We start from the raw sequence: 25,544 nt of genomic DNA, 5'->3' as shown, positions 1-25,544 counted from the left end.
GGCACAGATGCCGAGCATCCGGCCTGTGCAGAGGGGCGTGTCATTCCTCCGGGAGAGGGGAGGCGGGATTGCGAGCGCGTCTGCTGGTTCTTGAAATGGCCAAAAAGACAACGCCAAGGGTCATGAAAGAGGGACCCAGCGTCCAGAAGATGTCCAGCTGGGTGGTCAGACCCACCACCATGAAGGTGATGCCGTTGGTGAGAAATACGAAGCCGAGTATCAGAAGGTTCCGGATCGAAAACATTGTGCTGCCTTGCAAATCGCCATGTGAGATGCCCCATAGTCACATGATGTGACGGATTGCGCCATCTCCGTGCGGGGCTGGTGGGAGATCACAGGTTGCGGATCCGCAGCCTCCAGATGAAGGTACACCTCGTGGATCCTGAGCAGCGTGGCCCCCGCTTGCCTGGGTCTCTTCAGTGCCCTGCCGGTGAATATGTTACCCGGACATCGGCAAGATGCTGCATCGAGTTCGAACAGGATCAATCAGGGGCGAGCAGGCCCTGCTCATTCAGGGATGGCGGGGAGATTGGGGCAGGGGTTCAGCCTCGCCTCGCCGCTTCGATGGCGGCGATGTCTATCTTGCCCATCTGCATCATGGCCTCGAACACGCGCCGGGCGACGGCCGGATCGGGGTCGGCCAGGGCCTGGGTCAGGGCAAGGGGGGTGATCTGCCAGGAGAGGCCCCACTTGTCCTTGCACCAGCCACATTCGCTCGCCTGGCCGCCGTGGTCGATGATGGCGTGCCAGTAGCTGTCCGTCTCGGCCTGGGTCAGGGTGGTTACCTGAAACGAGAAGGCTTCGCTGTGCTTGAAGCAAGGCCCGCCGTTGAGCCCGAGGCAGGGGATCCCCAGCACGGTGAATTCGACCGTCAGCAGATCCCCCCGCTTGCCCGAGGGGAAGTCGCTCGGGGCATAAAACAGCGCCCCGACAGCGGAGTGGGGGAAGAGGCTGGCATAAAACCGGGCGGCCTCTTCGGCATTGTTATCGTACCAGAGACAAATTCTGCTTATTGCGTCTTTCATGATGAGATTCCTTCGTTAGTCTGTGCCTTGGTGGCGTTTTTGACTGCCTTTGGCCTTTGTGGGGACACCGCGGCGCCGATGTCATCGCCCTGGGCCGCGACCTGGGTGAGCCACATCAGGTCGGTTGCATGTCTCCCTGCCATCCTGGCTGGCCGAGGTTCCCTCGCTGGACACGCAGTTTTTCGCCATCAGACGGGGCCAAGGTGTCATCGGAACCTGACCCGGCGCCCGTCTATTGGTATGGTGGGTATAGATGGCCCGGGCGCATTGCGACAGGGTCGGGTGACAATCAGGAGAGGAGTCTGGCATGGACAGTACCCAGCGTTTTTCGGCCCGAGTCGAGGCCTATGTGAAGTATCGGCCCGGCTATCCGGCGGCCATGCTGGATTATCTGGCGACCGATCTCGCCATGGGGCCGAATGCCAGCGTGGCCGACATCGGGGCCGGAACCGGCATATTGACCGCCTTGCTCGCCCCCAGAGTGAAGACGCTGTGGGCGGTGGAACCCAATCCCGACATGCGGGGCGCGGCCGAGCGGCTGCTGGCGGGGGCGGGCAATGTCCATTGGCTGGGGGGCAGCGCCGAGGCGACCGGCATTGCCACGGGGACGCTGGATCTCGTCACCGTGGCCCAGGCGTTTCACTGGTTTGATCGGGCCGCCTTCAAGCAGGAGTGCCGGCGCGTGCTCAAACCCGGTGGCTCGGTGGCGCTCATCTGGAACGACAGGCAGACCGACACCGATTTTCTCAAGGCGTATGAGGCGGGGCTGCGGGCCTATTCCGGGGACTACGAAGAGGTCAATCACCGCAATCTCGATGACGCCGACTTCGCAGCCTTCTTCGAGGGAGCATATCGCCTCGAACGCTTCCCCAACCGGCAGTTGTTCGATCTGGCAGGGGTCATGGGGCGGCTCAACTCCTCGTCCTATGCTCCCGCCATCGGGACCCCGGCCTATGAACAGCTGGCTGCCCTGATCCAGCGGGAGTTCGAGCGCTGGGCGCAGGATGGGCAAATTGCCTTCAACTACCAGACCCTGGTCTACAGCGGCCGGGTCTAGGGATGCAGACGCCGCGTGGTGGACGCCCCGAAAGGGGCGAGCCGCGGGTCGGCCAGCGAGCCTGGCGCCGATACAAACAGGCCCTCATCGGTGAGGGCCTGTCTGTTTTTAAGCGGTGCTTGAGCCCGCTGGGCGTTACCCCTTGTCCAGGCCGAGCAGGGTGATGGCCTTGGCCAGGGTATCGACGGATTCCTGATGCTTGCCCGCCTTGTGCAGGGCTTCACCTTCGGCCCTGAGCTGCTTCACCTCGGCCAGTTGCTCGGCACTGAGCACGGGGTCGGTGGCCAGGGCATCATCGATCTTCTTCATGTCCATCGGACAGTGAAAGGCGAGGGCACTGCCAGCGAAGAGCAGGCCTGCCAACAACAACACGACTCTCATCTTGACGACCTCCATGTTGGGATCCCGTTAAGGATAGCCTCTCAAAAACGGGGCAAGCCGGTTGAAGGGGGCAAGAGAGCGGGGCTACCATGACCCTTCAACCCTGAGAAAGGAGCGGCTATGGCACTCACGAGATTGTTGTCCCCCCTGACCAGTCTGGTGATCTTCATTCTGGGTCACGGCATGTTCAACACCCTGCTGACTGTGCGACTCTCGGCCGAGCAGGTGTCGGCCCAGGCCATCGGTCTGGTCTCTGCCGCCTACTTTGGGGGCCTGGTGCTCGGGGCCTTCGTCAATGCCCGCCTCATCATCCGGGTGGGGCATATCCGGGCCTATGCGGCCTATGCTTCCCTGCTCTGTTTCCTGTTCCTGCTGCACGGCATGGTGGTGGAACCCGTCACCTGGGCGGGGCTGCGCCTGCTCGGGGGTTTTGCCACCGGCGGCCTGTTCGTGGTGCTGGAGTCCTGGATGCTGGTCTCCAGCACCCCGGCCAATCGGGGGCGGTTGATGTCCCTCTACATGATCCTGCTCTACGGCTCCCTGGCGCTCGGCCAGTTGCTGCTCAAGTGGGTGGATCCCCTGGTGCTGACGCCCTTTGCCCTGTGTGCCATGGCCGCCACCCTGTCGGTGGTGCCGCTCGCGCTCTCCCGGGTGGCAACCCCCGCCATGGTGGCCCCCCAGCGGGTCGGCGTGCTGGAGCTGGTGCGGCTTACCCCGGCGGGCATGGGCAGCAGTTTCACCTCTGGGCTGCTGCTTGGCGCCATCTACGGTCTGCTGCCCCTCTATTTCACCGACAGCGGTGCATCGCTGGCGCGGGTGGCGGACATGATGGCCCTGGTGATCCTGGGGGGCATGTGCCTGCAATACCCCATCGGTCGCATCTCGGATCGCTATGACAGGCGGCTGGTGATCTTACTGCTCTGCGTGGCGCTGGTGGTGCTGGCGCTGTTGATGGTGATGTTACCGCAGAGCTGGCGTGAACCCGTGGCCGGGGGGCTGGTGTTCCTGCTCGGCGGCATGGCCTTCTCCATCTATCCCTTGAGCCTCAGCCACGCCTGCGATGAACTGCGCCCGGATCAGGTGCTCGGAGCCAACCAGGGGTTGCTGCTCGCCTACAGCCTGGGGGCCATGATAGGGCCCCTGCTTGCGCCCTTCGTCATGATGCACGTTGGGCCAGAGGGGCTCTTTGTCTATTTCGCCCTGTGTGGCGCCCTGTTGGCCTCTTATCTCGGCTGGCGCAAGCGGCAGCGGGCGCCCATTCCTCTGGCCGAGCATCAAGTGTTCATTCCAGTGCCCCCCAACACCCCCATGACTCCGGAGCTGGAGCCGAGAACGGATCTGGCGGGGGAGGCGGTGCCCGCAAGCTTTGCCACCCCGGATGAGGGCGTGGATGAAGAGCCCCCAACTCGCAGTTAGGGTGCCAAGCGCACCGAGGTACAACAAGCGTGAGACATGAAAAAAGCCGACTCCAGGGAGTCGGCTTTTTGTCGGACGCTGAGCCTATCAGGCGGTTACGGCATCGGCCTTGGTAGCCGCCGCTTCTGGCGCTGCATTGCGAATGAGGTAATCAAACGCACCCAGGGCTGCGGTGGCACCGGCACCCATGGAGATGATGATCTGCTTGAACGGCACGGTAGTGGCGTCCCCTGCGGCGTAGACGCCGGGCAGGGAGGTGGCGCCCTTGGTGTCGATCTCTATCTCGCCAAAGCGGGTCAGGGCTACGTCGCTCCCTTTCAGGAACTCGGTGTTCGGCACCAGACCGATCTGTACGAAGATGCCAGCCACCGCCAGGTGCTTGATCTCACCCGTGGTACGGTCTTCGTAATCCATGCCGACCACCTTGCTGCCGTCACCGATCACTTCGGTGGTACGGGCGCTCATGATGATGTCGATGTTGCCCATGGAGCGGGCCTTCTTCTGCAGCACCTCGTCGGCACGCAGGGTATCGGCGAACTCCACCACGGTGACGTGCTCGACGATGCCAGCCAAGTCGATGGCCGCCTCGATGCCGGAGTTACCGCCACCGATCACCGCAACCCGCTTGCCCTTGAAGAAGGGGCCGTCGCAATGGGGGCAGTAGGCCACGCCCTTGGTGCGGTATTCCACTTCACCCGGCACGTTCAGGTCGCGCCAGCGGGCACCGGTGGCCAGGATCACGGCGCGGCTCTTCAAGGTCGCGCCGGAGGCGAGATCCACGTTCACGTAGCCATCCTTGCTGATGGCGGCGGCGCGCTGCTCGGTGATCACTTCCACGCCGTACTGCTTGACGTGCTGCTCCAGGCTGGCGGCCAGCTTGGGGCCTTCGGTGTAGGGCACGGAGATGAAGTTCTCGATGCCGACGGTGTCCATCACCTGACCACCGAAGCGCTCGGCAACGATAGCGGTACGAATGCCTTTACGGGCGGCATAGATAGCGGCGGCTGCGCCAGCCGGGCCACCGCCGACCACCAGGACGTCGTAGGGGGCTTTTTCATTGAGCTCTTCGGCCTTGCGCGCGGCGGCGCCGGTGTCGAGCTTGGCGACCACTTCTTCCAAGGAGATTCGACCCTGGCTGAACGGCTGACCGTTCAGATAGACGTTCGGCACGGCCATGATCTGGCGCTCGGCAACTTCATCCTGGAACAGGGCGCCGTCGATCATGGTGTGGGTGATGCCGGGGTTCAGGGTCGCCATCAGGTTCAGGGCCTGTACCACGTCCGGACAGTTGTGGCAGGACAGAGAGATATAGGTCTCGAAGTGGAACTCGCCCTTCAGGTTCTTGACCTGCTCCAGCACGGCCGGGTCGGCCTTGGAGGGGTGGCCGCCGCTTTGCAGCAGGGCGAGTACCAGGGAGGTGAATTCATGACCCATGGGGATGCCGGCAAAATGCACGCGGGGGGCTTGACCCTGGGGCGCGATGCTCATGGAAGGCTTGCGGGCGGCTGTGCCATCAGTCATGGAAATTTTGGGGGACATCTCGCTGATCTCGGTGGCCAAAGCCAGGAGTTCGGCGGATTTGTCGCTGTCGTTGCCAGACACGCTGATCTCGATGGGATTGACGATGTACTGCAAGTAACCGTTGAGTTGTTGTTTGAGGTTGGTATCTAACATGGTCGAATTCCTTCTTGCTGAATGCGGTCGGCACTATGAGAGGGCACAGAATACGGAGAATACTGGGCCAGAAAGCAGACCGGCACGTTTGAAGTGGGCCGGAAAACAGACCGGCCCTTGAACGGGCCGGTCTTTAGAGCGGGGAGGCTTAGATTTTGCCTACCAGATCCAGGGACGGGGCCAGAGTGGCTTCGCCTTCTTTCCACTTGGCCGGGCAAACTTCACCCGGGTGAGCGGCAACGTACTGGGCAGCTTTGACTTTGCGCAGCAGTTCCAGGGCGTCACGACCGATGCCGCCGGCGTTGATCTCGACGATCTGGATGATGCCGTTCGGGTCGATAACGAAGGTACCACGGTCAGCCAGACCAGCTTCTTCGATCATCACGCCGAAGTTGCGGGTGATGGCACCGGTGGGGTCGCCGATCATCGGGTACTGGATCTTCTTGATGGTGTCAGAAGTGTCGTGCCAGGCCTTGTGAGTGAAGTGGGTGTCGGTGGAGACGGCGTAGATCTCGACGCCCAGCTTCTTGAATGCTGCGTAGTTGTCTGCCAGGTCGCCCAGCTCGGTCGGGCAAACGAAGGTGAAGTCAGCCGGGTAGAAGAACACCACGGACCACTTGCCTTTCAGATCAGCGTCAGACACCTGAACGAATTTGCCTTCGTGGTAAGCGGTAGCGTTGAACGGCTTGATTTCAGTGTTGATATAGGTAGACATGTATTTGCTCCTTGGTGATGTACATATGCCTGTCTGGCCAGGCCAGTCGAGGCGTTTAACTTTCGATGGAGGCATCATAGGGCTTTTCGCTAATCGGTCAAAGCCACAATTTTGAATCACATAAATCTATTTATTAGATAACCCATCACAACTGTACTCAACATGAATATCTCAGGACTTCACAGATAACTCATTGTCGAAGTTCAATTTCTGTCCTGCGGGTCACATTTTCAAGTCCCGGATGGGATCTTGTTTTACCCATGGGATGAAAGCAGGGAAAGATGAAGGTTCGTCGGGGAGGGCGAAAGAGAGACAAAAAAATCCCGGCGTCATCGCATGAGGAGGCCGGGTCATCAAACAAGGAATGGCGATATATAAAATGCTTTACAGCAAAGACTTACTACGGGGTGTGCAAACTTGCAGACATATGAAGGGAAGAGTACGGGTGCACAATCCTCATCTTCCCCTCGGCAAACATTGCATGAGAGACATGATAGTGTGATGGTGATCACAAAGCAAGCTTGTGATGTAATTTTCCATTCAAAATGAAAGTCTTTCAGTTTTATGGCCGATTTTTAGACTGAAAACGCCTTTAATGTAATTTTATTACGAGATTTTGTGATCAAAAATCCGCTTGAGGCTCCTGCTCTTCAAGCAACTCCAGCAGATTGATGGCCACCGCAATGAAATCAGACTCGGTGACGATGCCCACAAGTCTCTGCCCCTTGATGACCGGCAGGCAGCCATATTTGTGGCGTTGCAGATAAAGTGCCGCCTCCTTGATGCCGGCGCGGGGATCCACGGTCGCCACCTGGCGAGTCATGATGTCGTCGAGCTGCACGCTGTCGGTGAACTCCGCTTCCCGTTCCGGATTGATCAGCAGCAGTTTGGACTCACGGGTGGCGAGGATGTCGGAGAGGGTGACCAGTCCCAGCAGATGATGATATTCGTCGACGATGGGAATGTGGCGGATCCGCTCCTGCTGCATCAGGTCCATCGCCTGCTTGACGCTGTTCTGTGGACCCAATGTGAAGGGGTGTTCGGTCATGATTTCAGACAGTGTCATCATGGTGGCCTCCTTGTGTCTCTGATCCCACCCTAGCCCAGCCGCCGCAGTCAAAACCTGATCAGGGTCAATACAGATCGTTAAACAACCATTAACTCCCAAGAGCGGCAGATGCGGCTCAGTCCATGGTGTGTGATGCCGAGACTTCGTGGCCAGATGCCTTGTCTCTAACCCGGTTCGGCGTGCACGCCGACGCCGCTGCGCGCGTGATGACAGGCCAGCAGATCCCAATGCTCACAAAAGCGCCCGCTATCCCTTGTCTGCCTTGGGTTTTTGGTCTTTTGGGTTGCCTTGCCGTAAGGGGATAACTAGACTAGCCGCCGATTCCCCCCGAGGTGAAAGATGCAAGTATCCGATTTTCATTTTGATCTGCCAGACGAGCTGATTGCCCGCTATCCCATGACGCAGCGCACCGCCAGCCGTCTGTTGCAGCTCGATGGTCAAAGCGGCGCCCTGCGCCACGGTCAATTTGTGGATGTGCTGGACCAGCTCAATCCCGGCGATCTGCTGGTGTTCAACAACACTCGCGTCATTCCGGCCCGCATGTTTGGCCAGAAGGCCAGCGGCGGCAAGCTGGAGGTGCTGGTGGAGCGCATTCTGGACGAGCACAGCGTGCTGGCTCACGTTCGCTCCTCCAAGTCCCCCAAGCCGGGCACTCGCCTCATTCTGGATGGTGGTGTCGAAGCGGAGATGCGTGCCCGTCACGACGCCCTGTTCGAGATCCACTTCCTGGACCCGCGCCCGGTGCTGGAGATCCTGGAGGCCATCGGTCACATGCCGTTGCCCCCCTATATCGACCGCCCCGACGAGGATGCCGATAAAGAACGCTATCAGACCGTTTACAACGAGAAACCGGGCGCCGTAGCTGCTCCCACTGCCGGCCTGCATTTTGACGAGCCCTTGCTCGAGCGGATCAAGGCCAAGGGAGTGGAGCTCGCCTTTGTCACCCTGCACGTAGGGGCAGGCACCTTCCAACCGGTGCGGGTGGACAAGATTGAAGATCACCACATGCACTCGGAGTATGCCGAGGTGCCACAAGCCGTGGTGGACGCGATCGCGGCAACCCGCGCCCGCGGCGGCCGCGTCGTCGCCGTCGGCACCACCTCGGTGCGATCCCTGGAGAGCGCCGCCAAGGTGACGCTGGCCCAGGGCAAGCCGCTGGCGCCATTTTTCAGCGACACCGACATCTTCATCTTCCCGGGCTATCAGTTCCAGGTCGTCGATGCCATGATCACCAACTTCCATCTGCCGGAGTCGACCCTGATCATGCTGGTCAGCGCCTTCGCCGGGTATGAGCACGTGATGGCGGCCTATCAGGCGGCGGTGGCCGGGCAATATCGCTTCTTCAGCTACGGGGACGCCATGTTCGTCACCCGTCGCCGGGACGAGGCTTGATGCCTCGCCCTTCAGAACCTGTTCAAGATCACTGAGTAAGATCGCGCGCAGCTTCTTATATACGGGCCCTCGCTGGGCCCTCAACTGTCGGACTGTTTCTCTGACTGCATCGAGGTAGCAATGAAATTTGAACTGAAAACCACCGATGGCCGCGCTCGCCGCGGTCAGCTGGTATTCGAGCGTGGCACCGTCCAGACCCCGGCCTTCATGCCGGTCGGTACCTACGGCACCGTCAAGGGGATGACCCCGGAAGAGGTCCGTGAGACCGGCGCCCAGATCCTGCTTGGCAACACCTTCCACCTCTGGCTGCGGCCGGGGCAGGCAGTGATGCGGGCCCACGGGGATCTGCACGATTTCATGAACTGGCAGGGGCCCATCCTGACCGACTCCGGTGGCTTCCAGGTGTTCAGCCTGGGTCACATCCGCAAGATCACCGAAGAAGGGGTACATTTCCGTCATCCCATCAACGGCGAGAAGATCTTCCTCGACCCCGAGAAATCCATGGAGATCCAGTACGATCTGGGCTCCGACATCGTCATGATCTTCGACGAGTGCACGCCCTATCCGGCCACGTACGAAGAGGCGCGCAAGTCCATGGAGATGTCCCTGCGCTGGGCCAAACGTTCCCGGGACAAGTTCGATGCCCTGGGCAACAAGAACGCCCTGTTCGGCATCATCCAGGGCTCGGTCTATGAGCCGCTGCGGGATGTCTCCCTGGACGGCTTGCTGGAGATTGGCTTTGACGGCTATGCCGTCGGCGGTCTGGCGGTGGGTGAACCCAAGGAAGACATGCATCGCATCCTCGATCACGTCTGCCCGAAGATCCCGGCGGACAAGCCACGCTACCTGATGGGGGTAGGCAAGCCGGAGGACCTGGTGGAAGGGGTGCGCCGCGGCATCGACATGTTCGACTGCGTGATGCCGACCCGAAATGCTCGCAACGGCCATCTGTTTACCACGGACGGGGTGGTCAAGATCCGCAATGCCAAGTATCGCGAGGACACCAGCACCCTGGATGCGGAATGCGATTGCTATACCTGCAAGAACTACACCCGCAGCTATCTGTACCATCTGGACAAGTGCAACGAGATCCTCGGCGCCCGTCTGAATACCATCCATAACCTGCGTTATTACCAGCGGGTGATGCAGGGTTTGCGGGACGCGATCGAGCAGGGTAAATTAGACGACTTTGTAACTGAGTTCTACCGTCGGCAAGGGAAGCCTGTGCCTCCATTAGCTGAAAACAACGCTAAATAACAACGAGTTATCAGCTATTCATCAAATCTACATCAAACAAGAGGTTGTTAAATGAGCATTATCTCCAAGGCATATGCAGAAGGCGCGGCTCCGGGTGCACAGGGTGGTGGCATGGAAATGATCATCATGCTGGCCGTCTTCGGCCTTATCTTCTATTTCATGATCTACCGTCCCCAGGCCAAGCGTGCCAAGACTCACCGTGATCTGATGAGCTCCCTGGCCAAGGGTGACGAAGTGCTCACCTCCGGTGGCCTGGTCGGTAAAATCGCCAAGGTATCCGCCGACAGCGAATACATTGTGCTGGCCCTGAACGATCAGACCCAGGTCACCATCAAGCGTGACTTCGTCTCTGCCGTTCTGCCCAAGGGTTCTATCCAGTCCCTCTAATCTCCCGAGGAGCACAGCGTGTTAAATCGCTATCCGCTGTGGAAATACCTGATGGTGGTCGTGGTGATCGCCATCGGTTTTCTATATGCAGCCCCCAATCTTTACGGCGAAGACCCGGCCTTGCAGGTATCTGCCAGCCGTGGTGCCGAAGTCAAACTCGAGACGCTCGATCAGGTGAAGGAGACGCTTGACGCGGCCAAGATCCCGGTCAAACATGCTGCCTTCGAGCACGGCTTCATCCTGGTTCGTTTCAATAACACCGAAGATCAGCTGAAAGCACGTGATGTCGTCGCCAATAAACTGGGTGACAACTTCATCACGGCCCTCAACCTGGCCCCGTCCACCCCCGCCTGGCTCGAAGCCATCGGTGCGGCGCCCCTCAAGCTCGGTCTTGACCTGCGCGGTGGTGTGCACTTCCTGATGGAAGTGGACATGGCCGAGGCGCTGACCAAGCAGCAAGAGCAGATGGTGCAGGATTTCCGGACCGAACTGCGTACCCAGAAGATCCGTTACTCCGGCGTGCGCCGGGTCGGTGATCAGGTGCAGGTGGTGTTTCGCGATGAGGAAGATCAGTCCAAGGCGGTCTCCTTCCTGCGTCGCCAGAATCCGGATCTGACCTTTACCACGGAGCAGAAGGGGGATGACTTCATCCTGCTGGCCTCCTTGAGTGAAGCCAAGATCAAGGAAGTGAAGAAGTACGCCCTCGAGCAGAACATCACCATCATCCGCAACCGGGTGAACGAGCTGGGGGTGGCCGAGCCGCTGGTCCAGCAGCAGGGTGCCGAGCGCATCGTGGTGGAACTGCCTGGGATCCAGGACACCGCCCGTGCCAAGGAGATCCTGGGCGCGACCGCGACCCTGGAATTCCACATGGTCGATGAGACCGCCGATATCCAGGCCGCCGCCAGTGGCCGGGTACCGCCGAGCTCCAAGGTGTACAACGATCGCAACGGTCGTCCCGTGGTGCTGCAAAAGCGCGTGATCCTGACCGGTGACCACATCGTGGGTGCCCAGTCCGGTTTCGATGAATACAGCCGTCCCCAGGTCAACATCAAGCTCGACAGCCAGGGCGGCAACAAGATGGCCAACTTTACCAAGGACAACGTTGGTAAGGGCATGGCGACCGTCTTCATCGAGTACAAGCCGGTGGGCCAACCGGGTCCGGATGGCAAGCGCAAGTTCCGCAAGCAGGAAGAGGTGATCAACGTCGCGACTATCCAGTCTCGTCTGGGTAGCCAGTTCCGCATCACCGGCATCGATAACGCCAACGAAGCCCACAACCTGGCGCTGCTGCTGCGTGCCGGTGCCCTGATCGCCCCGATCCAGATCGTGGAAGAGCGCACCATAGGCCCGAGCCTGGGTCAGCAGAACATCGACAGCGGTATGGAAGCCATCGGCTGGGCCATGCTGGTGATCGTGCTGTTCATGGGGATCTACTACCGCGCCTTCGGCTGGGTGGCCAACCTGGCGCTGACCATGAACCTGGTGCTCATCGTCGGTATCATGTCGATGATCCCGGGGGCCACCATGACCCTGCCGGGCATCGCCGGTATCGTCTTGACGCTGGGCATGGCGGTGGATGCGAACGTGCTGATCTACGAGCGTATTCGTGAAGAGATCCGCAATGGTCGCGGGGTGCAGCAAGCCATTCACATGGGCTTTGATCGCGCCTTCTCCACCATCGCCGACTCCAACGTTACCTCGCTCATCACCTGCGTGATCCTGTTCGGTATCGGTACCGGCGCCATCAAGGGCTTCGCCCTGACGCTGGGGATTGGTCTGACCGCCTCCATGTTCACCGCCATCACGGTATCCCGCGCCATTATCAACCTGGCCTGGGGTGGACGGCGCATCGACAAGCTGCCGATCTAAGGAAGAGACATGTTTCAAATTCTACATTTTGAAAAGCCCATCCCCTTCATGCGTTTCGCCAAGACGGGTATGGTGCTCTCTGCTCTGGTGACGGTGTTCGCCCTCTACATCCTGTTCGATCGCGGCCTGAACTGGGGCCTGGACTTCACTGGTGGTACCACCATCGAAGTGGGGTTCCAGCAATCGGTGAGCCTGGACAAGATGCACGAGGCGCTGGATCAGCAGAAGATTGAAGGGGCGACCCTGCAATTCTTCGGCTCCAGCCGTGACGTGTTGGTGCGCATGGCCCCGCAAGAGGGGGTCAAGGTCGAGCAGCAGGGCAATGAAGTGCTGGCGGCCGCCAAGCTCATCGACGAGAGTGCCGTGCTCAAGCGCGTGGAATTCGTCGGCCCCTCAGTGGGTGACGAGCTGGCGACAGACGGGGCGCTGGCCATGCTGGCCTCCATCCTCTGTATCCTGATCTACGTGGCGGTGCGCTTCGAGTGGCGCCTGGCGACGGGGGGGATCCTCTCCCTGGCTCACGACGTCATCATCACCCTCGGCATCTTTGCCTACTTCCAGTACGAGTTCGACCTGACCGTGCTGGCGGCGTTGATGACGCTGGTGGGTTACTCGCTCAACGACACCATCGTGGTGTTCGACCGGGTACGGGAGAACTTCCGCAAGGTGCGTCGGGGTGATACCGCAGAAATCATGGATCTCTCCATGACCGAGACCCTGAGCCGGACCATCATCACCTCTGGTCTTACCTTCGTGGTGGTGGTGGCGCTGCTGCTCAAGGGCGGTCCGCTCATCCACGGCTTTGCCATCGCCATGGTGATCGGGGTGGCCTTCGGGACCTACTCCTCCATCTATGTGGCGAGCGCCTCTGCCATGTTCCTCGGGATCAAGCGGGAGCACATGCTGCCGACCCAGGTGGAAAAAGAGGGCGCGGATCAGCAAGAGATCCTGCCGTAAACGACAAGGGCGCCGCAAGGCGCCCTTTCTCTTATGGCTCGACTGAGTCATGATACTCGACGACAGTGAGCAATCCGCTCGGGCTACAACGAGTGCAAGGAGCAAGCCATGCAACATAACCCCCGTTTTCTGGCACTGGTCGAGGCCATACGCCCGCAAGTGAAAGAAACTGACGTACATCAGATCAAGCGCTGGCAGGATGAGGACCGTGATTTTCATCTGGTCGACGTGCGCGAAGAAAGCGAGTGGGCGAGAGGCCATCTGCCGGGGGCGACCTACCTCGGCCGCGGGGTGATAGAGCGGGATATCGAGACGCGCTATCCCGACCCCGCCACCGAGCTCTACCTCTATTGTGGGGGGGGATTTCGCTCCATTTTGGTGGCAGAGAACCTGCAGAAGATGGGCTACACCCGAGTGGTCAGTGTCGATGGAGGCTTTCGCGGTTGGAGTGACGCCGGATACCCTGTCGAATCCTGATTTATTTGAGGGAGAGGGGCTCAGCCACATGACAAAGTCTCGGCTGACCTTTACCATATGCGGGTCAAGCGTAAGCGTCGGAGTGTTCATTGAACGTCAGGATAGGGATTGGATACCTCACGGGTATCCTGTTGTTGCTCCCCATGTGGGGTTGCAGCAGTAGCAGTCAGGTTGCAGCTCCTCAAGTTCCCAAGCCGCAACCCGCTTCGCTGGTATTGGCGACCCCCTTGCAGGTCTCCTACCAGAGCGAGTTGGCGCTGGCGCGACTCGGGCAGATGCTCAGTGAAATGGAGTTGACGACGGAACAGCGTGCCGAGCTGTTCTATGAGCGTGCCGTGGTGTTTGACAGAGTGGGGTTGCGTTCCCTGGCCAGACTGGATTTCAACCGCGCCCTGCGGGAGAAACCCGATTTTGCCGAGGCGTACAACTTCATCGGTGTCTATCTGGTGCAGCAGCAGAACTATGACGAGGCCTACGAGGCCTTCGATTCGGCGCTGGAGCTGGCCCCGGATTATGATTACGCCTATCTCAACCGTGGCATTGCGCTCTATTACGGCAATCGTCCCGAACTCGCGGCGGCCGACATGAAGCGCTTCTACGAGGCGCAGCCGGAAGACCCCTACCGGGTGATCTGGCTCTATCTGGCCGAGCAGAAGCTGGATGCCTCGGCGGCCATGAGCCGGATGCGCGAGCGCCTCAATAAGTACGATGACGATGCCTGGAACTGGGATCTGGTTCGCCTCTATATCGGCGAGATCAATGCGACCCAGCTGATGGGCAACGTGGTGAAAGGGGTGAAGGACAACCGGGAGCTCGCCGAGCGCCTGTGCGAGACCTACTTCTACCTCGGCAAGTTTGAGCTGGCCAAGGGCAACCGCAAGGAAGCCATCAGTTACTTCAAGCTGGCCCTTGCCAACAACGTCTACGACTTCATCGAGCATCGCTATGCCCTGCTGGAGCTGGAGTTGATGGCCCGCAAACCCGTGCCGCCCGGCGCCCCGAGCGCACAGAAGAGCAAGCAAGCCTCCTGACCCCGGAGGCAAGCCGTAAAAAAGGCCTCATCACGAGGCCTTTTTGCTGTCTGCGCGTTGACGGTTATCCCACCAGACTCATGCCGGGGATCTGGCGCCAGTAGCCGTTGCAGTCGTGCTCCTGCTGCAGGGAAAGCGGTGCCTGACCCTGCTGGTTGGCCTTGAAACGGGCCAGCATATCCAGGGTGCCCATCCCCTCGGGGGAGAGGCGCACCACGTCCACCAGGTCTGCCATTCCCTTGAGATCGTTGCCGAGGTTGTAGCAGTAGCCGGACTGGGTCTGGATGCCGTTGAGGTTGAACACCTTCTGCCCCTCGCGGCTGTGGGCGAGACGGCCGTTGGGATAGTGGATGCAGGCGAGCTCGCAGTTATCCTTGGGCTTGTCGAGTGAGCGGGCGGTGAAGCAGCGGGCCGAGTAGGCGAGCGGCAGGTGGCCGTAGGCAAAGACTTCCACCTCGAAGCGCTGGCGATCGGCCCCCAGATCCTGCACCAGCTGCACCAGCCAGTCCCGGGAGAGCTCCACCGGCATCACCCAGCGCTGCATTCCGCTTCTGAGCAACATGCGCAGCACATCGGCGTTGTAGGCGTTGATGGCCGGGCCGCAGACAAACGGCAGGCCGGCCTCTCTGGCGAGCTGGACGGTGCCCAGATCGTTGGCCTCAACCAGCAGGTCGCCGTTGTCTACCAGCCGCTTGACCTCCTTGAGTTCGGACGGGGCCGAGATGAGCGCCAGGGTGGAGAGCACCGCCTGCTTGCCCGAGCTGGCTACCTCGCGGGCCAGGGCAATCCACTCATCCGCCTTGAGTTCGCGGCGCTTGCTGCACACCGTCTCCCCCAGATAGATGATGTCGGCCTGACTCCGGGCGGCGGCCTCGTAGAATGACTGGGTGTCGGCCTTGGGCCAGTAGAAGAGCAGGGGGCCGAGAGAGAATTGCATTAGTTGTGCTCCTTGATGCCATGAAAGCAGTGAAAAATAGGCCAGCCTTGATGGGGGGAACGGGGCATGGGGTCTCCTGTCATTGCCATTGGCGATGGTAGGCACCCAGGGTTGTCTGGCTGCCTTCGGAGACCCGGGCGAGCTGGGCATCCCATTCGCTCCGGACGCTGTAGCCCTCGGGGTTGGCGAGATAGCTGTCAATGGCGGCGCGCCAGACCCGGGTTACCTGCTCCACGTAGGCGGGGCTGCGCTGGCGCCCTTCAATCTTGACCGACTGGATCCCGGTCTGGCACAGCTCGGGCAAGAGGCCCAGGGTGTTGAGGCTGGTGGGCTCTTCCAGGGCGTGATAGGTCTGACCATCCACCTTGAAGCGGCCCTTGCACAGGGTCGGGTAGCCGGCGTTCTCCCCCGGGCCGTAGCGATCGATCAGCACCTCGTTGAGGCGGGATTCGAGGCCGCCGGGGGTCTCTTCCCAGCGCACATATTTGGCCGGTGAGCAGGCCCCCACGGTATTGGGGCTCTCGCCTGTCATGTAGGACGAAAGATAACAGCGCCCCTCCGCCATGATGCAGAGGCTGCCGAAGGCGAACACCTCGAGGCCGACGTCCGTCTCGCGGGCGAGCTGCTTGACCTGGTGCATGGAGAGCACCCGGGGCAGCACCACCCGGCCGACGTTGAAATGATCCTGATAGAAGCGGATGGCGGCGGCATTGGTGGCGCTCGCCTGCACCGAGACGTGCAGCTCCATGTCGGGATAGCGGCGGCTGGCGTAATCGAGCACGGCGAGATCGGCGATGATGAGGGCGTCGGCACCGAGGGCCGCGCCCCTGTCCACCGCCTGTTTCCACCTCGCATCCGAGCCCGGGTGGGCGAAAGTATTGATGGCGATGTGCAGCTTGCGACCATGCTGGTGCACGTAGTCCACCGCCTTTTCCAGCTTGCTGTCGGTGAAGTTGAGGCCGGCGAAGTGGCGGGCGTTGGTGTCGTCCTTGAAGCCGATATAGACGGCATCGGCGCCGTTATCCACGGCGGTCTTCAGTGCCGGCAGGCTGCCTGCCGGGCAGAGTAATTCCATCGGTACGCTCCGAGAGGGCAAAAATGCAAAAGTGGCCCGATTGTATGCACGGGCGCGCTCCCACTTTTTGACCTGAGGCAGCTTTAGGTGGCTTTACCCTTCTAGAGGTAAGTGGGCACAAGTTTGATTTTCAACAGGATCCTGCTCATCTCCCTGTGTTTGAATGCGCAAAAAACTGGGAGTACATCGTGTTTCAACAACTGCAACGTCGCCTGGTCGAACAGGCCCCCTGTCTCTTGCGTCGCCCCCTCAAACTGGTGCCCTTCAGCGCCCAGCAACACCTGATGGAGAGCCTGCTGGCCCAGGTGTTCAAGGAAGCCATTGCGGATGGCGACTTCGCGTTCTTGGCGGGCAAGTGGCTCAAAGTCGAGGTGACCGATCTCGAACTCTGCTGGTTTATCAGCGAGCGGGAGGGAAAACTGGTGGTGGCCCGCGACTGCGAGCGAGCGGACGTCTGCTTCAGTGGCTGCAGCCAGGATCTTATCCTGATCGCCGGCCGGCGGGAGGATCCGGATTCGCTCTTCTTCCAGCGCAAGCTGAAGATAGAGGGCAATACCGAGCTCGGCCTCGAGGTGAAGAACCTGATGGACAGCCTGGATCTCGACGGTTTGCCCGCTCTGATGAAGTATCCGTTGATCGACATGGCGACCCTGATCGAACGCGCCCGCTCCGTGCAGGAGCCTGTGGCCGCGCCGGCGACCTGAATTGCGTCACAGATGCGGCGCCACTCCCTGCGTGTGGTGCCGGCGCTGACGCCGGGCCCGGAAGCCGCAACCGTCCCTGAGACAAGGCAGCCGAAGTGGGAGTGATGCCGGGCAGGCGCGACAGCCCGGCGCGGACCCGCAGATAGCGCGCGGGTCGCGACTCGGCGCGCAGGGAAGGGGAGAAGAGGAGGGCGCCGAGTGATCCATCCCTGCCTGCCAAGGTTCACCAACAACGCTCCTCCTCTCATGCCCTCTGGTTATACGTGTGGCCATTTTTGTTCTGAAATCCGGGCTCAGAAGCGGTGCCAAAATAGCGATTGGTTATGTTACAATTGCGCGCCATTTTTGACTGAAGATTGACTGGGCATGTTGGATCAGATTCGTATCGTCTTGGTAAACACCTCTCACACCGGCAACATGGGCTCCGCGGCGCGGGCCATGAAGACCATGGGATTGACCCAGCTGGTACTGGTGGATCCCCAGGAGATGCCGGACGACAACGCCGTTGCCCTGGCGGCCGGTGCCAGCGACATCCTGGCCAATGCCCGCATCGTCCCGACTCTGGAAGAGGCCATCGCCGGTTGCGGCTTGGTCATCGGCACCAGCGCGCGCTCCCGCACCCTGAGCTGGCCCATGCTGGACTCCCGTGAAGCGGGGGATAAAGCTGTGCTGGAGGCTGCGACCCACCCGGTCGCCCTGGTGTTTGGCCGTGAACGCACCGGTCTCACCAACGACGAGCTGCAAAAGTGCCACTATCACGTCGCCATCCCGGCCAATCCCCAATACAGCTCCCTCAATCTGGCCATGGCGGTGCAGACTCTCTGCTACGAGGTGCGCATGCACTGGTTGCAGACGCAGGACTCCGCGGTGGCGGAGTCCGAGCTCGACTACCCCACGGCCGAGCAGCTGGAAGGGTTCTATCAGCACCTGCAGCAGACCCTGCAGCAGACCGGTTTCATCAGTGACGACCACCCCGGTCACGTGATGAGCAAGCTGCGCCGTCTGTTCAACCGGGCCAGACCGGAGACGGTGGAGCTGAATATACTGCGCGGCATCCTGACCTCGGTGAACAAATCCCGACCGCAAGGGTAATCCCGACTAATTTACTCAAGCATATACTTGACTGATTTAGTCGGGTATGTGACCATGTGCCCATATTGATTTGTTCGCAAGACGGTAAGGCATATGAGACTGACCTCAAAAGGACGTTACGCAGTGACCGCCATGCTCGACGTGGCGTTGCATGCAGAGCAGGGGCCCGTACCCCTTGCCGATATTTCAGAGCGCCAGGGCATCTCGTTGTCCTATCTGGAACAGCTGTTTGCCCGCCTGCGCAAGCATGGTCTGGTGAGCAGCGTGCGCGGCCCGGGCGGTGGTTATCGCCTCGGTCTGGCACCCGGCGACATCTCGGTCGGTCAGGTGATCACCGCGGTGGATGAGTCGGTCGATGCGACCAAGTGTCTGGGCAAGGGGGGCTGCCATGGTGGTACCCAGTGTCTGACCCACTCCCTGTGGCGTGACCTCAGCGAGCGTATCTCCAGTTTCCTCGGTGACATCACCCTGGCGGAGCTGGTTGGCCAGGCCGATGTGCGTCGCATCGCCGGCAAGCAAGATGAACAAATGAAGACCGTGTTGTCCCTAGTTGAACGGGCCGAACGCGGTGATGTGAGCTTAAAAGTCCAACTATAAACAAACGTGCTTTCCACGACGGGTCGCTGTGTGACCCCGTCGTAACGGAGAAAAACATGAAACTGCCTATATACCTTGATTATTCGGCAACCTGTCCGGTGGACCCGCGTGTCGCAGAAAAAATGATGCAGTGCCTCACCATGGACGGCCTGTTCGGCAACCCCGCCTCCCGCTCCCACCGTTTCGGCTGGCAGGCCGAAGAGGCTGTCGATCTGGCCCGTAATCAAGTGGCAGAACTGATCGGTGCAGATCCGCGCGAGATCGTCTTTACCTCTGGCGCAACCGAATCCAACAACCTGGCCATCAAGGGCGTCGCCCATTTCTATGCTGGCAAGGGCAAGCACATCATCACCTCCAAGACCGAGCACAAAGCGGTACTCGATACCTGCCGTCAGCTGGAGCGTGAAGGCTACGAGGTGACCTACCTCGAGCCGATGCCGAACGGCCTGTTCACCATCGAACAGATCGAAGGCGCCCTGCGCGATGACACCATACTGGTGAGCATCATGCATGTGAACAACGAGATCGGTGTGGTGCAAGACATCGCCGCCATCGGCGAGCTGTGCCGCTCCCGCAAGATCCTGCTGCACGTGGACGCGGTCCAGAGTGTGGGCAAGATCCCGGTCGACGTGGAAGCGCTCAAGGTTGACCTGCTCTCCATGTCCGCTCACAAGGTATACGGCCCGAAAGGGATCGGTGCCCTGTTCGTGCGTCGCAAGCCCCGTGTGCGCCTGGAAGCCCAGATGCACGGTGGCGGCCACGAGCGCGGTATGCGCTCCGGCACCCTGCCGACTCATCAGATCGTCGGCATGGGCGAGGCCTTCCGCATCGCCAAGGAAGAGATGGTGAGCGAGAGCCAGCACATCATGGCCCTGCGCCAGCGTCTGTGGGACGGCATCAAGAATATCGAAGAAGTCTATATCAACGGGGATCTGGACCAGCGCGTCCCGGGCAACCTGAACATCAGCTTCGCCTATGTGGAAGGGGAATCCCTCATCATGGCACTCAAGGATCTGGCGGTCTCTTCCGGTTCTGCCTGTACCTCCGCCAGCCTGGAGCCTTCCTACGTGCTGCGCGCCCTTGGTCTGAACGACGAGCTGGCACACAGCTCCATCCGCTTCAGCATCGGTCGCTTCACCACGGAAGAAGAGATCGACTACGCAGTCAAGCTCATCTGTGACTCCATCGGCCGTCTGCGCGAGATGTCCCCCCTGTGGGAGATGTTCAAGGACGGTGTCGATCTGAACACGGTCGAATGGGCTCATCACTGATCCCTTGCCAGCGGCAAGGGTTGAGTGAACAACAGAATTAGCAGGAGTTAGATATGGCTTACAGTGAAAAAGTAATCGACCACTACGAGAATCCCCGCAACGTGGGTGGTTTTGACAAGAATGATCCCAGCATCGCGACCGGCATGGTCGGCGCCCCGGCCTGTGGCGACGTGATGAAACTGCAACTGAAGATCAGCGACGACGGCATCATCGAAGACGCCAAGTTCAAGACCTACGGCTGCGGCTCCGCCATCGCCTCCAGCTCCCTGGTGACCGAGTGGGTCAAGGGCAAGACCCTGGACGAAGCGGCTGGCATCAAGAACACCGACATCGCCGAAGAGCTGGCCCTGCCGCCGGTGAAGATCCACTGCTCCATCCTGGCGGAGGATGCCATCAAGGCCGCCATCGCCGATTACAAGCAGAAGAAAGGTCTTTAAGGTTCGGAGAGCAGTATGGCCATAACCATGACAGATGCCGCAGCGGCACGGGTTTCCTCTTTCATGACCAACCGGGGCAAGGGCATCGGCCTGCGCCTCGGCGTCAAGACGACCGGCTGTTCGGGTCTTGCCTATGTGCTCGAGTTCGTGGATGAGCTGGCCGCCGAAGATCAGGTCTTCGAGCAGAAGGGTGTCAAGATCATCGTCGATGCCAAGAGCCTGATCCATCTGGATGGCACCGAGCTGGACTTCGTCAAGGAGGGCCTCAACGAGGGCTTCCAGTTCAACAACCCCAACGCCAAGGGCGAGTGTGGTTGTGGCGAGAGTTTCAGCGTCTAAATGATGGAGCCGGCAGCCTGCTGCCGGCTCTGCCGTTCAAGGTTGATGGTGAGCAAGGCGCAAGCCTTCGAGTCTAAGGACACAGAATGAATCATTTCGAGCTGTTCGGGCTGGCACAGGGCTTCGAGCTCGATACCCGCCAACTGGCCGACACCTACCGCCAGTTGCAGACCCAGTTCCACCCCGATCGTTTCGCCACCGCCCCCGAGCGGGAGCAGCTGGCCGCCGTGCAGCGTGCCGCCCAGATCAACGACGCCTTTACCACCCTCAAGTCCCCCCTGCGCCGGGCCGAATATCTGCTCTCCCTGCGGGGCACCGACATTCGTGGCGAGCAGCAGACCCTGCAAGATACCGGTTTCCTGATGCAGCAGCTGGAGTGGCGCGAGCGTCTGGCGGATCTCAAGGGCGAGGCGGATCCTGAGGGCGCCATCGAAGATTTTCGCCGCGAGATAGGGCATGATCACCGCGCCCTGATGCAGCAGCTGACCCAGAGCCTGGCCACGGGCGAGGATCTGGACGCCGCCGACTGCGTGCGCAAACTCAAATTTGTCGACAAGCTCCTCGAGGAGCTGGAACGGTTCGAAGACTCGTTGTTCGAGTCTTGATCCCCTAACGCTGGAATTGTGATTACCCATGGCATTACTGCAAATCGCCGAGCCCGGCCAGAGCGCCGCCCCTCATCAGCATAAACGTGCCGTCGGCATCGATCTCGGCACCACCAACTCCCTGGTCGCCGCCGTGCGCAGCGGTCAGGCAGATACCCTCTGCGACGAGCAGGGGCGCGCCTTGCTGCCCTCGGTGGTGCACTACCAGGAGGCGGCCATCCGGGTCGGCTTCGACGCCAAGCGCGAAGCGGCGCAAGATCCCCACAACACCATCGTCTCGGTCAAGCGGATGATGGGCAAGGCACTGGCGGACATTGATACCCGCCAGCAGCCCTATGAATTTGTGGCCAGCGACAACGGCATGCCCCAGTTGCAGACCCGTCAGGGGCTGGTCAACCCGGTCCAGGTGTCAGCCGAAATCCTCAAGGCCCTGGCCGCACGCGGCGCCGCCGCCCTCGGTGGCGAGCTCGACGGCGTGGTCATCACGGTGCCCGCCTATTTCGATGACGCCCAGCGTCAGGGTACCAAGGATGCGGCCCGGCTGGCGGGCCTGCACGTGCTGCGCCTGCTCAACGAACCCACCGCCGCGGCCATCGCCTACGGCCTCGACTCCGGTCAGGAAGGGGTGATCGCGGTCTATGACCTCGGTGGCGGCACTTTCGACATCTCCATCCTGCGCCTGCATCGCGGCGTGTTCGAGGTGATGGCCACCGGCGGCGACTCGGCGCTTGGCGGTGATGACTTCGATCACCTGCTGGCGGACTGGATCAAGGAACAGGCCGGCCTGAGTGGTCAGCTCGACGCCCGCACCCAGCGCGAACTGCTGGATGTGGCCGCCAACCTCAAGCACGGCCTGACCGATGCAGACAGCGTGTCCTGCACCTTTGCCGGCTGGCAGGGGGAGATGACCCGCGCCCAGTTTGATGCCCTGATCCTGCCGCTGGTCAAGCGCACCCTGCAGGCCTGCCGCCGCGCTTTGCGCGATGCCGGGCTCGAGCAGGTGGAAGTGCTGGAAGTGGTGATGGTCGGGGGCTCCACCCGGGTGCCTCTGGTGCGCGAACAGGTGGGGACCTTCTTCGGCCGCACCCCGCTCACCAGCATCGATCCGGACAAGGTGGTAGCCATCGGCGCCGCCATCCAGGCGGACATTCTGGTGGGCAACAAGCCGGATGCCGAGATGCTGCTGCTGGATGTGATCCCGCTCTCCCTGGGGCTCGAGACCATGGGGGGCCTCGCCGAGAAGGTGATCCCGCGCAACACCACCATTCCGGTGGCCCGTGCCCAGGAGTTCACCACCTTCAAGGACGGTCAGACCGCGATGGCCATTCACGTGGTGCAGGGTGAGCGCGAACTGGTGGCAGATTGCCGCTCCCTCGCCCGCTTCACTCTGACCGGCATTCCGCCCATGGCGGCGGGCGCCGCCCACATCCGGGTCACCTTCCAGGTGGATGCGGATGGACTGCTGTCGGTCAGCGCCATGGAGAAATCATCCGGTGTGCAGGCCGAAATCCAGATAAAACCCTCTTACGGCCTGGGGGAGGAGGATATTCTCAGCATGCTGAGCGCCTCCATCGCCAATGCCCAGCAAGACATGGATGCCCGCATGCTGGCGGAGCAGCAGGTGGAAGCGGATCGGGTGGTGGAGAGCCTCAATGCCGCCCTGGCTGCCGATGGCGAGGCTCTGCTCAATGCCGCCGAGCGCGCCGAGATCGATGCCGCCATTGCTCATCTGCTGGCCATGCGTGCCAGCGGCACAACCAATCAAATCAAAGATGCCATCGAGGCGGCGGATGCTGCCAGTGGCGAGTTTGCGGCCCGTCGCATGGATGCCTCCATTCGCAAGGTGCTGACCGGCCAAAACGTCAACAAGGTGTAATATGCCAAAAGTGATCATTCTGCCTCACCCCGAACTCTGCCCGGAGGGCGCCGCCCTCGAAGGACAAGTCGGTGAGACCATCCTCGACATCGCCCTGCGCAACGGCATCGAGGTCGAACACGCCTGCGAGAAGTCCTGTGCCTGCACCACCTGTCACTGCATCGTGCGTGAAGGCTTTGACTCCCTCGAACCGAGCGATGAGCTGGAAGACGACATGCTGGACAAGGCATGGGGACTGGAGCCCGAGTCCCGCCTGAGTTGCCAGGCCCGTCTGGCGGATGAGGATCTGGTGGTGGAGCTGCCCAAGTACACCCTCAACCTCGCCTCCGAGCGCCATTGATGCGCCGTTAATTACACATGAGTGAATTGCACGTGCAGCATCGGGCGGTGCAATGATGATATGGTGAAGGCCGACCCTCTCGGGGGACGGCCTTTTTTGTATGCCCGCATTCCCCAGGTTGAACGACTTCGATCGAATAAATAGTGCCGAGAAAAGGAAGCAAGCTAAATGGCAGAGAAGATGAAAGTCCTGTTGTCCACCGACGCCGCCGCCGCCCACTGGGGCGAGGGGGCATCACTCAGTTTCAGCGGCGATGAGGCCCTGATCCACCTGGGAGCAACCACCCAGGAGAAGGAGGTGCTGCGCCTCATCCAGCGCGCCGCCCGCCGCCTCGAATCGAGCGGCATCAAGCGGGTCGAGCTGGCCGCCGGGGGCTGGGATCTGGAGCGGCGGTACGCCTTCTCCCAGGGCTTCTATGCCGCCAAGGGAGAGCGGGTGCTGGCGTTTGGTGAGCAGGATGATGCCGAGGCCGCTGAGCTGGCGGCCCTCGTCAAGGCGACCCGCTGGGTGCGCGAGGTGACCAACGGCTGCCCCGAGGCCATCTACCCCATGAGCCTGGCGGAGTCCGCCCTGCTGCTCATCCGCGGTCTGGCGGGGGACAGTGTCACCGCCCGCATCACTGCCGGTGAGGCGCTGCGCGAGGCCGGTCATATCGGGATCTGGTCCGTGGGTCGGGGCAGCGAGCGGGAGCCCGTGCTGCTGGAGCTTGACTACAACCCGACCGGGGATGCCAACGCCCCGGTGACGGCGGCCCTGGTGGGCAAGGGGATCACCTTCGACTCCGGTGGCTACTCCATGAAGTCCTCCGACAACATGCTGCCGATGAAGTCCGACATGGGGGGGGCCGCCATGGTGACCGGCGCCCTGGCGCTGGCCATCAGCCGTGGCTTGAACAAGCGGGTGAAGCTCATCCTCTGCTGCGCCGAGAACCTGGTCTCCGGCCACGCCTTCAAGCTCGGCGACATTCTGACCTATCGCAACGGCATCTCGGTGGAGATCCAGAACACGGATGCGGAAGGTCGCCTGGTGCTGGCGGACGGTCTGCTGGCCGCGAGCGAGAACGGCGCCGCCTATATTCTGGACGCCGCTACCCTGACCGGCGCCGCCAAGACGGCGCTGGGCCGCGACTACAACGCCGTGTTTGCCCTGGATGAGGCGGAGCAGGTGCGTGCCCTGGCCGCCGCCCGGGCAGAAAACGAGAAGGCCTGGGCCTTGCCGCTGGAATCCTGGCATGCGGGCCAGCTCACCTCGGCCTTCGCCGATCTGGGCAACGTCGCGTCTGCCGAAGGCACTGCCGGTGCGACCACCGCGGCGGCCTTCCTGTCGCGCTTCGTGCGCGGCGAAGGGCAGGGCTGGGTGCACTTGGACCTGGCTGCCTCCTACCAAAAATCCGGCAACGATCTCTGGGCCACCGGCGCCAAGGGCCATGGCCTGCGCACCATCGCCCGCTGGTTGCAGGAGGTGGCTGAATGAACATGAGTTTGTACTGCGGGTGGAGCCCTGAAGGGTATTCCCTGCTGGCAGGCCGGGCCTGCGCATCCCTGATTGTCCCCAGGTTGAA

At 61.2% G+C, this 25,544-nt stretch carries 27 protein-coding genes; 19 read left to right on the top strand and 8 right to left on the bottom strand.

The window, feature by feature from the left end:
* Positions 1–40: 40 nt before the first annotated feature.
* Both VZC39_RS11975 and VZC39_RS11970 read right to left on the bottom strand, forming a co-directional pair.
* Positions 41–244, bottom strand: a complete 204-nt coding sequence (locus tag VZC39_RS11975; protein WP_434662748.1) for a hypothetical protein — start codon at positions 242–244, stop codon at positions 41–43.
* 298 nt (positions 245–542) lie between these two features.
* Entirely contained in the window at positions 543–1,025 is a 483-nt protein-coding gene (locus VZC39_RS11970; RefSeq protein ID WP_434662746.1) for a VOC family protein, read from the bottom strand.
* 307 nt (positions 1,026–1,332) lie between these two features.
* Here VZC39_RS11970 and VZC39_RS11965 point away from each other — a divergent pair, with 307 nt between their 5' ends.
* The gene (locus tag VZC39_RS11965; RefSeq protein WP_434662744.1) at positions 1,333–2,082 is read left to right on the top strand and encodes a class I SAM-dependent methyltransferase; all 750 of its coding nucleotides are present in this window, start codon (positions 1,333–1,335) and stop codon (positions 2,080–2,082) included.
* A gap of 135 nt (positions 2,083–2,217) precedes the next feature.
* Here VZC39_RS11965 and VZC39_RS11960 read toward each other — a convergent pair whose 3' ends face one another.
* A complete protein-coding gene (locus VZC39_RS11960; protein WP_349918118.1) occupies positions 2,218–2,463 on the bottom strand; it encodes a hypothetical protein in 246 nt (81 codons plus the stop codon).
* A gap of 120 nt (positions 2,464–2,583) precedes the next feature.
* On the opposite strand from VZC39_RS11960, the gene VZC39_RS11955 reads away from it, so the two are divergent.
* Entirely contained in the window at positions 2,584–3,879 is a 1,296-nt protein-coding gene (locus VZC39_RS11955) for an MFS transporter (protein ID WP_349918116.1), read from the top strand.
* Positions 3,880–3,966: 87 nt separating this feature from the next.
* Here VZC39_RS11955 and ahpF read toward each other — a convergent pair whose 3' ends face one another.
* The 3 genes from ahpF to VZC39_RS11940 form a co-directional block, all read right to left on the bottom strand.
* A complete protein-coding gene (gene ahpF / locus VZC39_RS11950) occupies positions 3,967–5,553 on the bottom strand; it encodes an alkyl hydroperoxide reductase subunit F (protein ID WP_349918114.1) in 1,587 nt (528 codons plus the stop codon).
* 148 nt (positions 5,554–5,701) lie between these two features.
* Complete coding sequence (gene ahpC, locus VZC39_RS11945) at positions 5,702–6,268, bottom strand: alkyl hydroperoxide reductase subunit C (RefSeq protein WP_349918113.1); 567 nt, start codon at positions 6,266–6,268, stop codon at positions 5,702–5,704.
* A 622-nt stretch (positions 6,269–6,890) separates the two neighbouring features.
* Positions 6,891–7,337 carry a CBS domain-containing protein gene (locus VZC39_RS11940; RefSeq protein ID WP_434662740.1) on the bottom strand — a complete coding sequence of 149 codons (447 nt, stop codon included), beginning with the start codon at positions 7,335–7,337 and terminating at the stop codon, positions 6,891–6,893.
* A 339-nt stretch (positions 7,338–7,676) separates the two neighbouring features.
* Here VZC39_RS11940 and queA point away from each other — a divergent pair, with 339 nt between their 5' ends.
* The 7 genes from queA (at position 7,677) to nlpI (ending at position 14,710) form a co-directional block, all read left to right on the top strand.
* Complete coding sequence (queA, locus tag VZC39_RS11935) at positions 7,677–8,729, top strand: tRNA preQ1(34) S-adenosylmethionine ribosyltransferase-isomerase QueA (protein ID WP_434662738.1); 1,053 nt, start codon at positions 7,677–7,679, stop codon at positions 8,727–8,729.
* Between the two features lie 120 nt (positions 8,730–8,849).
* The gene (gene tgt / locus VZC39_RS11930) at positions 8,850–9,986 is read left to right on the top strand and encodes a tRNA guanosine(34) transglycosylase Tgt (protein WP_349918108.1); all 1,137 of its coding nucleotides are present in this window, start codon (positions 8,850–8,852) and stop codon (positions 9,984–9,986) included.
* Between the two features lie 51 nt (positions 9,987–10,037).
* The gene (yajC, locus tag VZC39_RS11925; RefSeq protein WP_100858982.1) at positions 10,038–10,373 is read left to right on the top strand and encodes a preprotein translocase subunit YajC; all 336 of its coding nucleotides are present in this window, start codon (positions 10,038–10,040) and stop codon (positions 10,371–10,373) included.
* Positions 10,374–10,391: 18 nt separating this feature from the next.
* On the top strand, positions 10,392–12,245 hold the full coding sequence (gene secD, locus VZC39_RS11920) for a protein translocase subunit SecD (protein WP_434662734.1): 1,854 nt from the start codon (positions 10,392–10,394) through the stop codon (positions 12,243–12,245).
* A 9-nt stretch (positions 12,246–12,254) separates the two neighbouring features.
* The gene (secF, locus tag VZC39_RS11915) at positions 12,255–13,202 is read left to right on the top strand and encodes a protein translocase subunit SecF (protein ID WP_434662732.1); all 948 of its coding nucleotides are present in this window, start codon (positions 12,255–12,257) and stop codon (positions 13,200–13,202) included.
* Between the two features lie 108 nt (positions 13,203–13,310).
* Positions 13,311–13,679, top strand: a complete 369-nt coding sequence (locus tag VZC39_RS11910) for a rhodanese-like domain-containing protein (RefSeq protein WP_434662730.1) — start codon at positions 13,311–13,313, stop codon at positions 13,677–13,679.
* Positions 13,680–13,768: 89 nt separating this feature from the next.
* Positions 13,769–14,710, top strand: a complete 942-nt coding sequence (gene nlpI, locus VZC39_RS11905) for a lipoprotein NlpI (RefSeq protein ID WP_434662727.1) — start codon at positions 13,769–13,771, stop codon at positions 14,708–14,710.
* Between the two features lie 64 nt (positions 14,711–14,774).
* On the opposite strand, the gene VZC39_RS11900 is transcribed toward nlpI, so the two are convergent.
* Both VZC39_RS11900 and ubiU read right to left on the bottom strand, forming a co-directional pair.
* A complete protein-coding gene (locus VZC39_RS11900) occupies positions 14,775–15,647 on the bottom strand; it encodes a U32 family peptidase (RefSeq protein ID WP_434662725.1) in 873 nt (290 codons plus the stop codon).
* A gap of 79 nt (positions 15,648–15,726) precedes the next feature.
* Complete coding sequence (ubiU, locus tag VZC39_RS11895) at positions 15,727–16,722, bottom strand: ubiquinone anaerobic biosynthesis protein UbiU (protein ID WP_434662722.1); 996 nt, start codon at positions 16,720–16,722, stop codon at positions 15,727–15,729.
* 188 nt (positions 16,723–16,910) lie between these two features.
* On the opposite strand from ubiU, the gene ubiT reads away from it, so the two are divergent.
* The 10 genes from ubiT to pepB all read left to right on the top strand — a co-directional run bounded on the left by ubiT (position 16,911) and on the right by pepB (position 25,456).
* Entirely contained in the window at positions 16,911–17,426 is a 516-nt protein-coding gene (ubiT, locus tag VZC39_RS11890) for a ubiquinone anaerobic biosynthesis accessory factor UbiT (RefSeq protein WP_434662719.1), read from the top strand.
* A 366-nt stretch (positions 17,427–17,792) separates the two neighbouring features.
* Positions 17,793–18,518, top strand: coding sequence for a tRNA (cytosine(32)/uridine(32)-2'-O)-methyltransferase TrmJ (gene trmJ / locus VZC39_RS11885; protein WP_434662717.1), 726 nt, complete (start codon positions 17,793–17,795; stop codon positions 18,516–18,518).
* Positions 18,519–18,611: 93 nt separating this feature from the next.
* Positions 18,612–19,115, top strand: coding sequence for a Fe-S cluster assembly transcriptional regulator IscR (gene iscR / locus VZC39_RS11880; RefSeq protein ID WP_349918093.1), 504 nt, complete (start codon positions 18,612–18,614; stop codon positions 19,113–19,115).
* A 56-nt stretch (positions 19,116–19,171) separates the two neighbouring features.
* Positions 19,172–20,386: an IscS subfamily cysteine desulfurase gene (locus tag VZC39_RS11875; RefSeq protein ID WP_434662714.1), complete on the top strand. Its 1,215-nt coding sequence runs from the start codon at positions 19,172–19,174 to the stop codon at positions 20,384–20,386.
* A gap of 53 nt (positions 20,387–20,439) precedes the next feature.
* Positions 20,440–20,823: a Fe-S cluster assembly scaffold IscU gene (iscU, locus tag VZC39_RS11870; RefSeq protein ID WP_005299770.1), complete on the top strand. Its 384-nt coding sequence runs from the start codon at positions 20,440–20,442 to the stop codon at positions 20,821–20,823.
* Positions 20,824–20,838: 15 nt separating this feature from the next.
* Positions 20,839–21,162: an iron-sulfur cluster assembly protein IscA gene (gene iscA, locus VZC39_RS11865; RefSeq protein ID WP_042076614.1), complete on the top strand. Its 324-nt coding sequence runs from the start codon at positions 20,839–20,841 to the stop codon at positions 21,160–21,162.
* Positions 21,163–21,248: 86 nt separating this feature from the next.
* A complete protein-coding gene (hscB, locus tag VZC39_RS11860) occupies positions 21,249–21,767 on the top strand; it encodes a co-chaperone HscB (protein ID WP_349918091.1) in 519 nt (172 codons plus the stop codon).
* A gap of 28 nt (positions 21,768–21,795) precedes the next feature.
* Positions 21,796–23,643 (top strand): Fe-S protein assembly chaperone HscA, encoded by a 1,848-nt coding sequence (gene hscA / locus VZC39_RS11855; RefSeq protein ID WP_434662710.1) that lies wholly within the window; start codon positions 21,796–21,798, stop codon positions 23,641–23,643.
* Between the two features lies 1 nt (position 23,644).
* Positions 23,645–23,983, top strand: a complete 339-nt coding sequence (gene fdx / locus VZC39_RS11850; protein ID WP_349918088.1) for an ISC system 2Fe-2S type ferredoxin — start codon at positions 23,645–23,647, stop codon at positions 23,981–23,983.
* A gap of 168 nt (positions 23,984–24,151) precedes the next feature.
* Positions 24,152–25,456 carry an aminopeptidase PepB gene (pepB, locus tag VZC39_RS11845; protein ID WP_349918087.1) on the top strand — a complete coding sequence of 435 codons (1,305 nt, stop codon included), beginning with the start codon at positions 24,152–24,154 and terminating at the stop codon, positions 25,454–25,456.
* Positions 25,457–25,544 lie beyond the last annotated feature (88 nt).

Origin of the sequence: Aeromonas sp. NJAU223, from assembly GCF_051125555.1 — a bacterium.
In the GTDB taxonomy this organism is placed as follows: domain Bacteria; phylum Pseudomonadota; class Gammaproteobacteria; order Enterobacterales; family Aeromonadaceae; genus Aeromonas; species Aeromonas veronii_G.
Note: the sequence above shows the minus strand (reverse complement) of the source record. Positions and strands in the feature narration are given on the sequence as shown.